Below are 13,093 nucleotides of genomic sequence, written 5' to 3'. Positions count from 1 at the left end.
TGGGTATGCGCAGGGCAGCCCCGCGGGCACGCTTGGGGGCGCGTCACCCGCGGGGCTGCTGGGGAAGAAATCTGATTGTTCTGTACTGGTGGCTGAGCTAGATCACTCGTCGAAGAGCGGAGGTGTGTAACCGGAGGTCAGAAGCTCCGGGTGCCAGTAGAGGTTTCGTTCTGGATCTCCTCGTGGGCGGCCGGCCCGAGCTACTAGGTAGGGCACACCGTCGATCATCTTCATGGTAATCAGCCCGGCATGAACCTGCAGATGATGGTATTCACAGATTAAAATGCCGTTGTCAACGTTGGTTTCTCCACCTTCGGACCATGGCTTCACATGGTGGGCTTCACTGGTTGCTGCCGAGCGATGGCATCCGGGCACGGTACAGCCACGGTCACGAATGGCTAGCGCTTTTCGTTGCGCCTTACTAAATCCTCGAGAGGTGCGTCCCAGATCTAGTAGCTCACCCTTAGTGCCAAGCACGGCCGGAATAATATCTGCGTTGCAGGCCATGCGTCTGACATTGGCTGCCGATATTGGCATTCCATGAGCGGTAATACCCGCCTTATCGAGCCGTCCCAAGAGGCTCAGGTAATCGATGGTGACATTGATTGTCGCGTGTAGCCCACCGGTTTCACTGAAAACGCCGTCGGTGCCGTTGAATGATTCAGCGTTGATTGCTGCTCCACAGAGCCAAATGATCACATCGAGTAGTAACTGGGCCTTAGTACGAGGGTCTTCGTCTGGAAGCGGTAATGGATCCGGTGGCATTCCAGTATCAAGTTGGCTTTGTGGGATCTGATCGTCGGGAAGCATCGGGTCGAAGCTCCAGTCTGGTGCCGGTGTTCCTACCGGCGTGTAGGTGGGTGTACCCGATGCTGTGGCTGCAAACGGTGATTTGGCGGTCGTGTCTTCTTTCTCAGGCGTCCTTGTGGACTCCGAGAATGGTGGACGCTTAGTGGAACGTGGGTTGATCACCACATCGCCGAGTGTTTGTAGAACTTCCGAGAATTGCGGGGAACAGCGCAAGAGGTACTCATCGCTTCCGTCCCGAAATCCTCTGAAATGGATTCCACGCCTAGCCAGGATTTCTTCCTCGGTCATGGGAGAGCCATCACTTGCAAGTACACCCTTCCAATCCCGGAAAGTCTTTGCGCAATCGCTCGGCTCACTATTCCTTGCCTGATGAGCCAGCGAATTTTCAATGGCTGTGCTCAGCTCCTGTGCATCGGTGCGATCTGCGAAACGTGGTTTGATTCCTTCGAGTTGCCCTGCGAGATTCGCAAGGTTTCCAACATCAGCGCTTCCATCTGCCGCTGCCTGGGCAAGAACCGGATAACTGGGACTATTGGATGCTTCTACTGCGGGGTCTGTATTTTCATGGGGTGTGGGAGCAACCAGCAGGTGGGCACCGGTGAGCCGGCGTTTGGCTTCATACGCTGAAATATGAAGGTGACCTTGGATGAATGCCTGCGGATTCCGGTACGGGGACATGCCCTTGCACAGCTGTTCGGCGGGTGCCTGGACGCTACCGTGGGCCAGTGGCGCGGGATCTTCAACCAACTCGTCGATTTGTTGAGCTACCACCGGATCCAGCCGGTGTACTTGGGAAAGCTCCGCCTGATGCGTCACCACTAGTTGCGCGTAGTTGATCGTCCGCTCGGCCTTTTCGAGTAGACCCATGAAAATTGCGCTGCCGGCAGCATCTAGAGAGGCCTCTTGCAGGTGTTCTGAGATTGCACGCACGCTGAGCACTGTTGAAGCCAGTTGGCTCAGCAGTCCAGAGACGGAAACAGTATCCGCCATATCGGTGTTCGTTTGCGTGCTCATGGAATTAGTGTGCTCTTTGGCGAGATGCAAAAAAGCAGAAAAACGAAATTGTGGGGGAAAGTGGATTTACGCTGTGGCGCTGTGTGGGGAACAGGACCAAGACCTTGGATAAAGTGTGAAAAGTGCAGGTAGCTGCGGAATCTCTGTAAAGTCGTTTGCTGAAGAGTTCGGCCATTGTGTCTTGGCACGGTGGCCAGTTATCGGTTGAAATTCCCTGTGGTCTTGACACATGTGTGTTCGGAGCGCGGCTGTAGCTAGAGAATTAAAAGGATGTCATGAAGGCAGTAGTGCAGGTTGTATCGCGGGCTTCGGTTGAAGTTGAGGGCGAGATCGTCGGAAAGATCGACGGACCAGGTCTTGTTGTACTCCTGGGGGTGACACATGAGGATACTCCCGCGTTGGCGGCAAAGCTTGCAGCCAAAATCTGGCGGTTGCGCATGCTTGAGCGTGAGAAATCGTGTGAGGATCTTTCTGCCCCGTTGCTGGTGATCAGCCAGTTCACGCTTTATGGCGATGTACGCAAGGGGCGCCGTCCGGGATGGACCAAGGCCGCTCCGGGAGCGGTGAGCGAACCGCTCTACGAGGAATTCATGACGCAATTGCGTGCCTTGGGTGCTCATGTGGAGTCGGGCGTTTTTGGGGCAATGATGGAAGTTTCGTTGGTGAACTCCGGTCCCTACACGTTGATTATTGATACCGACGAGCTTCCGGGCTAAGCAGTCGGTTGCCCGGCCGAGTACGGGTCAGTCATCGTCGGTGGTAGCCAGAATCCTGGCGTCCGCCTTGCGCTCACGTTGACGTTCATTGGTTTCGGCCCTGATCTGGGTTGGACGCAAAGTAAAGACGGTCAGGGCCACGAGGCCTAGCCAAATTACCGCTTGGATGACGAGCCAGGTAGTGATTGGTCCCTCGAACAAGACTGAGATGATATTGAAGCCGAAGAATGCAACAACAACGCTGAAGCCAACACGCCGTAGCAAGACCCCACGTTTAACCGGGGTGCGCAGGGTTGCAGCAAGTTGCGCGGCGAATACCTCAACGTTTCCGAACTCGTCCGAGGCTCCCCCATCGCTGGATTCACGGCGATGAGCCTGGGCTTCGGCCAGTGCAATTTGTGCTTGAGTACGAGTGAACAGGTAGCGGCCGCGCAAGAGGTTTGATGCGTGGTTGAAATAGCGTTCATCGTCCCACTCAGCATCGTCGATCAGCTCTCGTGCTTTCTCGTCGGGTAGCTTCAGCCCGATGGCCACCAAGATAAGGCCAACAAGGGGCATGACCCAGTTTGGGGGACCTGCAGCATCAAAATCTCCCAACGCCACCATGAGCCCACTGCTGCCGGCAAACCCGAGCAGCACAGCACCCCAAATGGCTAGTGCGATGCGAAGCCGGCCACGGGTGCGTAGCAACCAGCCCCAGAATGCAATACCCATAAGTACTGTGATCGAGACGAAAAGCAGAATAACTGGCCCCGCGTAGCTCTCATTCATCCAGCCGTCGCTGAACCCCGTCCAGATCCCCAGTAGAAGTAGCAACATTCCCAAACTTGCCAGTACGGTTCGTACCGCCCCATTAAACGTGTTGAAGATTAGTGCACCCTCTAAGACCTGAGGTGCAGCACGGTGGCGTTTGCCGGTCTTTCGCCCGTAGGCGTATGGTTCCCCGAAGAGTGCCGCGGCGTCTTGTCCGCTAGCGGTCATGCTTTCGCGGACAAGCGCCAAGTCCTTACTGATTGCCTCGACGGGAGCATCGGCGAAGACCATGGCCGCAGCAGCGGTTTCAGCCCATTCTCGTTGGGAATCGAGCCAGAGTTCCAGCTCCGCGTCCCAGAGAACTTTCTTGCGTTGCTTTTCACTCATGAGAGGTCCTTTTCAAAGTCGTTGGTCGGTATATTGCTGTGTGTAGGTCCTGCTGATACTTCAGATTCTTGATGGCTGCCGAATTATTGGCGCAGCACCGAGTCTTTAAAGAACGACCAGAGTTCGCGCTGTGCGGCTAAGTGGCCACGTCCGGTACCGGTGAGTGTGTAGACCTTGCGTCCTGGTGCCCCATCCCCTTCTTCCCAGAAGCTGTCCAACAGTCCCGCGGCTTCGAGCTTGAGTAGCGCCGGGTACAAGGTTGATCCCTTGATGGGTGAGAAGCCACGGGACTCCAACATTTGAGCTATCGCGTAACCGTGGTTAGGTCCCGCCTCGATCGCGTCCAACAAACTCATGGGCAACACTGCTCGCTGCCAGCTACCTGGATACTGCTTCTCCTCGATCATGCGTGGCACTCCCCCGGTAGTTGTGTGCGAGTGGCAGAGCTATTCCCGTCATATTTGGGTGGTTCTGTTGCCGAAAAGACCCTCACGTCGTGGCCTTTCTTTGGTGGTGAGTATGCTTGCCTGACGTACGCGGCGAAAAAGCGAACTAAGTCAAAAATTTATCTAGATAATAAATTGTAGCAAGGATATCCACATGTTTAAAGTGGGAATTAAATCGGGCTACTTTTGGTGAATTTCGATCCTTCGTCATGGTGTGTGCTCCTGAACCAGCTCACGAAAACAGGTCCTGCTGCAGCGTCCAGGCCCTAGGCACCCCAAATTAGCCGCACTTCCGCGTGTTTTAGGGCTAGCTAATCCCCCGGCAGATCCTGCTAGTGCGCTTAGGACGCTTCTGAGGGCACGCAAATACCGCTGAGCGCAGCTCCTGGATCCAGCTGACCGGTTAGGTAATGGCTTAAACAACAACAGGCGGGGAAGAAACAAGCCGATCCTTGAATGGATCTACTGCTCCTCCCCCGCCTGCGCGGGTTCAAACTAGTTACTACAAGTTAGAACGTGTGCCTGCTGGCGAAGACTACTTCTCTTCACCGGACTCGTTGGTTTCGGCCTTCTTGACCGCCGGCTTGGCATCCACGCCGGCTTCCTTACGCTGCTGCGGAGTGATCGGTGCAGGAGCAGCGGTGAGCGGATCGAAGCCGCCACCGGTCTTCGGGAAGGCGATGACGTCGCGGATCGAGTCCGAACCGGTGAGCAGCTGCAGCACGCGGTCCCAACCCAGTGCGATGCCGCCGTGCGGAGGAGCGCCGTACTTGAAGCCCTCGAGCAGGAAGCCAAACTTCTCCTGCGCGGCCTCGTCGTCGATGCCCATCATCTTGAAGACACGCTTCTGCAAATCGGCCTGGTGAATACGGATCGAGCCGCCACCGATTTCGTTGCCGTTGCACACGATGTCGTAGGCGTAGGCCAGGGCCGACTCCGGATCGGTGTCGAAGGTGTCCATGAACTCTGGCTTCGGGGAGGTGAACGCGTGGTGTACCGCGGTCCAGGCGCCGGTGCCAACTGCCACGTCGCCCGAGGCAACAGCCGCTGCTGCAGGCTCGAACATCGGGGCGTCGACGACCCAGACGAAGGCCCAGTCGCCTTCCTTGATCAAGCCGGTTCGGTGACCGATTTCAACACGAGCTGCACCCAACAAGGCGCGGGCCTCGTTCTTGTTGCCTGCTGCGAAGAAGATGCAGTCGCCCGGCTTGGCGCCGGTGGCTTCGGCCAGGCCGGCACGCTCAACATCGGTAAGGTTCTTGGCGACCGGACCGGTGAGCTCGCCATCTTCCTTGTAGAGCACGTAGGCAAGACCCTTGGCGCCGCGCTGCTTGGCAAATTCCTGCCACGCGTCAAGCTGACGACGCGGCTGGGATGCGCCACCTGGCATGACAACGGCACCAACGTGCGGGGCCTTGAAGACACCGAAGTTGGTGTCCTTGAAGAACTCGGTCAAGTCGCTCAGCTCAAGGCCGAAGCGCAGATCCGGCTTATCCGAACCGTACTTGGCCATCGCCTCATGGTAGGTAATGCGTGCGATGGGGGTCGAGATCTCAACGTCGATGAGCTTCCAGATGTCCTTGACCAGGGCTTCGCCCAGCGCAATGATGTCATCCTGCTCGACGAACGATGCCTCGATGTCCAGCTGGGTGAATTCCGGCTGACGGTCCGCACGGAAGTCCTCATCGCGGTAGCAGCGAGCGATCTGGTAGTACTTCTCAAAGCCACCGACCTGCAGCAGCTGCTTGAAAAGCTGTGGGGACTGTGGAAGTGCGTACCAGGAACCCGGTGACAGACGTGCCGGAACCAAGAAGTCGCGGGCGCCTTCCGGGGTGGAACGGGTCAACGTCGGGGTTTCAATTTCAATGTAGCCCTGATCGTGCAACAGGTTGCGCGCGATACGGTTTGCCTCGGAACGCAGACGGATGTTGCGGTTCGGGGTGGGGCGACGCAGATCAAGGTAGCGGTGGCGCAGACGCGCTTCCTCGCCGACCTCAACGTGCTCATCGACTTGGAAAGGCAACGGATCGGAGGTGTTAAGAACCACTACCTCATCGGCAAGGACCTCGATTTCACCGGTGGGAAGTGCCGGGTTTTCGTTGCCCTCGGGGCGACGCTCAACCTTGCCGGTAATCTGCAGCACGAATTCGTTGCGCAGCGGGTGGAAGTCTTCCTCATCGCGCACCACGACCTGCGCGAAGCCCGAGGCATCACGCAAATCAAGGAAGGCGACTCCACCGTGGTCGCGGCGGCGGGCCACCCAACCGGTGAGGGTGACTGTTTCTCCGATGTTCTCGGCGGTGAGGGTGCCGATCTGATGAGTGCGTAGCACTGCATTCCTTTCCAAAAAGGGTGCGAATTGCGCATATATCCCCGTCATTTCGCGCGCAGGTGGCGCAAAAAAGTACGAGGTGCGAAAAGTGAAGAATCTATGAGCGAGTTTACCGGCATGATTGCACCAATAAACCCTAAAAGTGCATTAGGTGTGCGCCGAGTCACGAAAGGATGGTTCACATGCCCATCCTTTCGTGACTCGCGGTACTTCGAAGTTAAGCCTCAAGGAGCGTTTCTGCTGACGAGATCAGGTTGTGCAGATCTTCCCCGGCCGGCGTCCAGCTAGCCGGATCGGCAACTTCCTGGGCTCCGGAACGAATGTCCTTGACCTCGTGGGTACCTTCTTCGGTGGTGAACCAGACAAACGGAATGCCACGCTTATCCGCGTATTTGATCTGTTTACCGAATTTCTCTGCCTTGGCGGCAACCTCGCAGGCAATACCGCGGGCACGCAACGCCGCTGCAACATCCTGAGCATCGTTCCACGAGTCATCGTTGGCCAAGGTGACAAGCACGGCCGAGGGAACCTGACGCGCAGCAACGGCCGTCTCTTCGGCGAGCATGCGTGAAACCAGACGAGTCACACCGATGGACAGGCCAACACCGGGGTAGTTCTTCTTGCCCTTGGATGCCAAGGACTCATAGCGTCCGCCGGAGCAGATCGAACCCAGAGACTCGTGACCCACAAGTACGGTTTCATAGACGGTGCCGGTGTAGTAATCCAGTCCGCGAGCGATCGAAAGATCCGCAACAACCTTACCCGGGGCACGGCGTACCGCTGCCTCGATGACTTGGGTCAGTTCGGCCAAGCCCTCTTCCATCAACGGGTGGGTGACACCCAGTGCGCGGACCTGCTCCACGAAAGAAACATCCGCGGTGCAGATTTGTGCCAGTGCCAAGGCGGCGGCGGCCTGCTCATCTGTGGCGCCGAGTTCGGTCTTGAGCAATTCGGTTACCTTGTCGGCACCGATCTTTTCCAGCTTGTCAATCGAGCGCAGCACCCCGGCGGTGTCTTCTAGCCCCAGCCCCAGGTAGAAGCCTTCGGCAAGTTTGCGGTTGTTGACGCGCAGGCGGAAGTCCCCGATGGGAAGTGCAGAGAGAGCCTCGGCAATGACCAATGCGAGTTCCACATCGTAACGGAACGGTAGTTCACCGTCTCCCACCACGTCGATGTCGGCCTGGGTGAACTCGCGGAAGCGGCCGTCCTGCGGGCGTTCACCACGCCAAACCTTCTGCATCTGGTAGCGGCGGAAGGGGAAAGGCAGGTGCCCAGCGTTTTCGACAACGTAACGAGCGAAAGGCACCGTCAAGTCGAAGTGCAGGGCCAACGCGTTTGGATCGTCTTTGGCGGTCTCTTCGGCCGCGAGGCGGGAAAGTCCGTAAACTTCCTTGTCGATTTCGCCCTTGCGCAGTAACTGGCCGACGGTTTCCACGGCGCGGGTCTCAATATTTGCGAAACCATGCAACTCGAAGATCCGACGCAGCGTGTCTAGTACATGCTGCTCCACCGCGCGCTCCTGTGGGAGCCATTCGGGGAAACCGGATATTGAGGCCTTGCGTGCCATGAAGTATGTACTCCTTGAGTCTTTGGGGATGGTAGAAACCAAAATGGTTACCAAGAATCGGCCGGTTCCACCCGCTCATAGCGGGGCTTACGTGGCCGGTCTTGGGAACAAGCAACCTTATAAGTCTAATCGCCAACTCGATGCGCCGAGGGCGAAACCTAGGGATCAGTTACTTCAATTTTGCTCTAGGAGTACCAACGGGCGCACCAACGCGGGTAAAGTGGCGGTGACAGTTGAGTCCCGGCGTACATTCCGGGGCCGATCCTTAGCGAAAGAGTTTCAGCGGTGACCACCAGTCAGCAATCCGACGACAATCTCCAGCCAGCAGTTGTGGCCGAAGAGCAGCAGCAAGTAGAGACCCCGGCAACGCCGGCGGCTCAGGAGGCTGCGCAGGCAGCGCCGAGTGAAGAAGTAGCTCCCGTAGCAGCCGAAGAAGTACCTGCTACCGAAGCCAAGCCTGTTCCGGCCCCAGCTCCAAGCCCCGTAGCGCCTGCTGTTCCACGCCCGGGTGCCAAGGGCGCTCAGGCCAAGACCAAGGCGCCGGTTCAAGCTCCGCCGACGTTCACCACCCCGTTGGAGGAAGCAGCTAAGTTTGGCCGCGTTTCCGAAGATGGCCACGTGTTCTTGATCGTTGCTGGCGCCGAACACCCCGTGGGTCAGTACCCGGATGCCACGGCCGAGGAAGCGCTCGCTTACTTTGTGCGCAAGCACGACGAGGTTGTCTCTGCTCTGATGCTGCTCGAACAGCGCGTTGCAGCCCTTGCTCCAAGCTCTGACATGAATAAGACCCTTGACACCTTGAGCGCCACGGTTGCTGAACGTGCCATGGTTGGTGATATCCCAGCGCTTGAGTCCCGTATTGAAGCAGCACGCGAGGCAGTTGCCGACCTCATCGTCACCGAACGCAAGGTCAACGAGGAACTGCGCGCCACCGAGCTTGTGGCCCGCGAGGCCATCGTGACCGAGGCCGAAGAACTCGCGGCCTTGGACCCAACCACGGTTCAGTGGAAGCAGGGTTCAAACCGCATGAACGATCTGTTCGATGCGTGGAAGAACGCCCAGAAGTCCGGTGTCCGTTTGGGTCGTACCACCGAAGATGCACTCTGGAAGCGCTTCCGCGGTGCCCGCACCACCTTTGACCGTCACCGTCGTGCGTACTTCTCCCAGCTTGATGCAACAAATGCTGATGCCAAGAAGACCAAAGAATCCTTGATTGCTCGCGCCGAAGAGCTTTCCTCGTCGACCGACTGGGGTGTCACTGCCGGTGAGTACCGCCGTTTGATGGATGAGTGGAAGGGCTCCAAGCGCGCCTCTCGTAAGGATGATGACGCCTTGTGGGCACGCTTCCGTGCAGCCCAGGATGTATTCTTCGAAGCTCGTGCAGCAGAAAACGCAGCAATCGACGAGGAATACTCGGCGAACCTTGTGGTCAAGGAGGAGCTGTTGGTTGAAGCCAAGGCCCTGCTACCAATCAAGGATCTTGCTACAGCCAAGAAGCTGCTCGAGTCAATTCGTGACCGCTGGGAAGCTGCTGGCAAGGTTCCACGCAATGACATGCAGCGCGTCGAGTCTTCGCTGCGTCAGGTCGAGGATGCTGTTCGTTCGGCAGAGGATGACCAGTGGCGTCGTTCAAACCCGGAGACCAAGGCACGTTCCAACTCCATGCTGACTCAGCTTGAGGATGCCATTGCCGGTCTTGAAGATGATCTTGCTAAGGCTCAGGCCAAGGGCGTAGAGAAGAAGATCAAGGCAGCCCAGGAAGCTCTGGATGCTCGTCGCTTGTGGCTCGAAACCCTGCAGAAGTCGGCAGCCGACTTCCAGTAATCCAGCCCTTAGGCTGAGCCTGCAACATCTTAGCTAAAGAACGCAACAAAAAGGTGTGGTCCCGTTCAATCCTCGTGTCAGAGGAACGAACGGGACCACACCTTTTTGCACAAACTAGTGGTTCAAGAAGTTATCCACAGATTTTTGGTTAACAGCCTCGGCAGCTACTTAAGCTGTAAGAGTTGGTGGATGGAAAAGCTATCGAACCAGTACCGGCAAAGTGCTCCCCCACAATCAGCGGATATTGCACAGCACCTTGTCATAGTCGGTGAGCCGTTTACCCGCAACGAGCTGCAGGCATTGCGTCTGCGTGGATTATTACGTGAGGTACTCCCCGGTGCGTATCTTCCGGGTTCCATTGCCGATGAAGGGGCCACCCGGGCCAAGGTTGCAGCAGGAGTTGCGGGAAGCTACCTCAATGAAGATAGTGCACTGTGTAAGCGAACGGCCGCCTGGATCTACGGGTGTGCCCCAAGTCCAACCGAGATTGAAATAGTCGTCCCGCGCTATCACCGGCCCTGCCCACCCACTTCGCGGATGATTCTGCGCATGAGTGAGGGACCAACCGGTGAAGAACACATTAGCCGGCTCGGTGGCGTCAAGGTGACCTCACCGTTGCGAACTGCACTGGATATTGCTTTCAGTTCCCAACTCGAGCAGGCAGCACAAATTCTAGAGGCCATTGATGCCTCGGCAAAGCTGAATTGCAGCTTTACCAAGATAGAACATCAGATTGCATTGGCGGCTCGCAGACCCGGGCGGATTAGGGCTCTTGCCTTGGTGCGCCGGCTTATAGCTGAAAAGCCAGCACACCAAGATCGAGAAGATGTCCGTGGCTACGAGCGGCGGTGCCCACCGGTGGTGCGGTAGACATCGTAGACGCCATCGATCCGTCGTACGGCGTTGAGCACGTGGTTCAGGTATTTCGGATCTCCCATTTCAAAGGCGAAGCGGGAGAACGCAACTCGGTCCTTTGAGGTGTTCACGCTGGCGGCCAAGATATTCACGTGATTATCCGAAAGTACCTTGGTGACATCCGAGAGCAGGGATTTGCGGTCCAACGCTTCAACCTGAATTTCCACCAAGAACACACTAGATTTGGTGGGAGCCCATTGAACCGCCACCACCCGATCCGGTTGAAGTTCAAGTTGTTTGAGGTTCACGCAATCGGCACGATGCACCGATACTCCTGCACCGCGTGTGACAAATCCCTTGATCGGATCCGGAGGTACAGGTGTGCAACAGCGGGCAAGCTTTGCAAGGACTTCCCCGGCACCCTGAACTACAACACCCGCATCGGAATCGGCGAGTCGACCCGGAACAGCGTAGATCGGAGTCGACTCGAGGGCTGCTTCAACGGTGTTTGCTTCGCCGCCAACCATCGCGGTGAGGTGTTCGATGACATTTTGTGCAGAAACATGCCCATCCCCCACTGCCGCATAAAGTGCAGCAATATCGTGGTGACGTAATTCTTGGGCAACAGCGGAGAGCACATCATGGGTCATGAGCTTCTGCAGCGGAAGATTGTTCTTCCGCAGCGCCTTGGTCAGCTGCTCTTTACCCTTTTCAATTGATTCTTCGCGGCGTTCCTTGGTGAACCATTGACGGATTTTATTTCTGGCCCGTGGGGATTTGACGAAGCCTGCCCAGTCTTGGCTGGGGCCGGCTCCTTCTGCCTTGGAGGTAAAGACTTCTACCAAGTCCCCGTGATGAAGTTCGGAGTTCAATGGCACCAATTTGCCATTGACCCGGGCACCGATAGTACGGTGTCCCACATCGGTGTGGACAGCATAGGCAAAATCAATCGGGGTGGAACCCACTGGTAGGGACATGATCTGTCCCTTGGGGGTAAAGACAAATACCTCTGCGGAGTTGATCTCATAGCGCAGCGAGTCAAGGAACTCGTTGGAGTCGCTGGTCTCGTTTTGCCAGTCCATGAGGCTTCGCAGCCAGTCCATCGACTGCCCGTCTTTTGCCTCAACAGCATTCACGGTTCCGCCGTGCTTGTACTGGAAGTGTGCGGCAACGCCGAATTCTGCGCGCACATGCATGTCATGGGTGCGGATCTGAATTTCTACCGGTTTACCCTCGGGACCAATAACCGTGGTGTGAAGCGACTGGTAGAGGTTGAATTTGGGCAAGGCAATATAATCCTTGAAACGCCCAGGTAGCGGTGTCCAGCGCGCGTGCATGAGGCCGAGCGCGGCGTAGCAATCCCTGACCGAATCGACAAGGACGCGCACGCCCATCAGGTCATGAATATCGTCAAAGTCTTTGCCACGCACGATCATTTTTTGATAGATCGAATAGTAGTGCTTGGGTCGCCCGCTAATTGTTGCCTTAAGCTTGGCTGTGGCTAGATCTTCACCAATAGCCGCTCGCACGGTGCTCAGGTATTTTTCACGTTCGGGTGTTCGTTCACCAACCATGCGAACGATTTCTTCATACACCTTGGGGTGTAGCGCGGCGAAGGACAGATCTTCAAGCTCCCACTTGACGGTGTTCATACCCAGCCGGTGGGCCAGCGGAGCAAAAATTTCTAGGGTTTCGCGAGCCTTCTTAGCACTGGACTCGGGGGAAACATAACGCCACGTTCGAGCATTGTGAAGCCGGTCAGCAAGTTTGATCAGCAGTACCCGGATGTCCTTGGACATGGCGATGACCATTTTACGCACGGTCTCGGCCTGGGCAGCCTCACCGAATTTGACCTTGTCAAGCTTGGTGACGCCATCGACAAGCTTGGCGATCTCTTCGCCGAAGTCGCTGGTCAGCTGCGCCAGTGAGTAGTCGGTGTCCTCGACGGTGTCGTGTAATAGCGCCGCGGCAAGGATTGCCCCGGTCATACCCATTTCGGCAAGAATCGTGGCAACTGCCACCGGGTGAGTGATGTAGGGATCCCCACTCTTGCGCTTTTGGCCCTCATGGTGATGCTCGGCAACTTCATAAGCCCGAATCAGCAGGTCAAGGTCTGCCTTGGGGTGCTGTGCCCGTACCGTGCGCAGCAGGGGTTCAAGAGTCGGCGGCTGGGCAGTTGCGCCTCTTCCAGCCAGACGGACAAGGCGGGAAATCGTTCCGCGCTTGGGTGGTGGACCCGGGGTCCCCGGCATCGTGACACTCTGGTTATCAGCCATGAAAAGTGTCTCCTCTCGAAATTGATGCGATTTTTGGGTTGACCAGTCATCGCGCGCTGCGCAGTTACCTCAGCTAAGCATTTATCCCCGAGGGGTGAATACCGATGAAACTA

General features: G+C 57.0%; 9 protein-coding genes. 3 read left to right on the top strand and 6 right to left on the bottom strand.

Going from position 1 to position 13,093, the window contains the following annotated elements:
• Window positions 1-102 precede the first annotated feature (102 nt).
• The gene (locus CQ018_RS09140) at window positions 103-1,824 is read right to left on the bottom strand and encodes an HNH endonuclease signature motif containing protein (RefSeq protein WP_105549675.1); all 1,722 of its coding nucleotides are present in this window, start codon (window positions 1,822-1,824) and stop codon (window positions 103-105) included.
• A 275-nt stretch (window positions 1,825-2,099) separates the two neighbouring features.
• On the opposite strand from CQ018_RS09140, the gene dtd reads away from it, so the two are divergent.
• Window positions 2,100-2,540 (top strand): D-aminoacyl-tRNA deacylase, encoded by a 441-nt coding sequence (dtd, locus tag CQ018_RS09135; protein WP_105549674.1) that lies wholly within the window; start codon window positions 2,100-2,102, stop codon window positions 2,538-2,540.
• 27 nt (window positions 2,541-2,567) lie between these two features.
• Here the strand turns inward: dtd and CQ018_RS09130 are convergent, their stop codons facing one another.
• The 4 genes from CQ018_RS09130 to hisS form a co-directional block, all read right to left on the bottom strand.
• Window positions 2,568-3,680, bottom strand: coding sequence for a hypothetical protein (locus tag CQ018_RS09130; protein ID WP_105549673.1), 1,113 nt, complete (start codon window positions 3,678-3,680; stop codon window positions 2,568-2,570).
• Between the two features lie 83 nt (window positions 3,681-3,763).
• Complete coding sequence (locus CQ018_RS09125) at window positions 3,764-4,087, bottom strand: PadR family transcriptional regulator (protein WP_105549672.1); 324 nt, start codon at window positions 4,085-4,087, stop codon at window positions 3,764-3,766.
• A gap of 574 nt (window positions 4,088-4,661) precedes the next feature.
• Window positions 4,662-6,458, bottom strand: a complete 1,797-nt coding sequence (gene aspS, locus CQ018_RS09120) for an aspartate--tRNA ligase (protein WP_105549671.1) — start codon at window positions 6,456-6,458, stop codon at window positions 4,662-4,664.
• A 217-nt stretch (window positions 6,459-6,675) separates the two neighbouring features.
• Window positions 6,676-8,025: a histidine--tRNA ligase gene (gene hisS, locus CQ018_RS09115; protein ID WP_105549670.1), complete on the bottom strand. Its 1,350-nt coding sequence runs from the start codon at window positions 8,023-8,025 to the stop codon at window positions 6,676-6,678.
• Window positions 8,026-8,310: 285 nt separating this feature from the next.
• Here hisS and CQ018_RS09105 point away from each other — a divergent pair, with 285 nt between their 5' ends.
• On the top strand, window positions 8,311-9,849 hold the full coding sequence (locus tag CQ018_RS09105; RefSeq protein ID WP_105549668.1) for a DUF349 domain-containing protein: 1,539 nt from the start codon (window positions 8,311-8,313) through the stop codon (window positions 9,847-9,849).
• Between the two features lie 189 nt (window positions 9,850-10,038).
• A complete protein-coding gene (locus tag CQ018_RS09100; RefSeq protein WP_105549667.1) occupies window positions 10,039-10,719 on the top strand; it encodes a type IV toxin-antitoxin system AbiEi family antitoxin in 681 nt (226 codons plus the stop codon).
• On the opposite strand, the gene CQ018_RS09095 is transcribed toward CQ018_RS09100, so the two are convergent.
• Entirely contained in the window at window positions 10,686-12,980 is a 2,295-nt protein-coding gene (locus CQ018_RS09095; RefSeq protein WP_105549666.1) for a bifunctional (p)ppGpp synthetase/guanosine-3',5'-bis(diphosphate) 3'-pyrophosphohydrolase, read from the bottom strand. The genes CQ018_RS09100 and CQ018_RS09095 overlap by 34 nt on opposite strands.
• Between the last annotated feature and the right edge of the window lie 113 nt (window positions 12,981-13,093).

Source organism: Arthrobacter sp. MYb227 (assembly GCF_002975435.1).
GTDB lineage: Bacteria > Actinomycetota > Actinomycetes > Actinomycetales > Micrococcaceae > Paeniglutamicibacter.
This window is presented reverse-complemented; position numbering and strand designations above follow the sequence as displayed.

Coding starts and splice junctions, on each gene's coding strand:
- CQ018_RS09140 (WP_105549675.1), bottom strand. CDS start 1,824: ATGAGCACGCAAACGAACACCGATATGGCGGATACTGTTTCCGTCTCT.
- dtd (WP_105549674.1), top strand. CDS start 2,100: ATGAAGGCAGTAGTGCAGGTTGTATCGCGGGCTTCGGTTGAAGTTGAG.
- CQ018_RS09130 (WP_105549673.1), bottom strand. CDS start 3,680: ATGAGTGAAAAGCAACGCAAGAAAGTTCTCTGGGACGCGGAGCTGGAA.
- CQ018_RS09125 (WP_105549672.1), bottom strand. CDS start 4,087: ATGATCGAGGAGAAGCAGTATCCAGGTAGCTGGCAGCGAGCAGTGTTG.
- hisS (WP_105549670.1), bottom strand. CDS start 8,025: ATGGCACGCAAGGCCTCAATATCCGGTTTCCCCGAATGGCTCCCACAG.
- CQ018_RS09100 (WP_105549667.1), top strand. CDS start 10,039: ATGGAAAAGCTATCGAACCAGTACCGGCAAAGTGCTCCCCCACAATCA.
- CQ018_RS09095 (WP_105549666.1), bottom strand. CDS start 12,980: ATGGCTGATAACCAGAGTGTCACGATGCCGGGGACCCCGGGTCCACCA.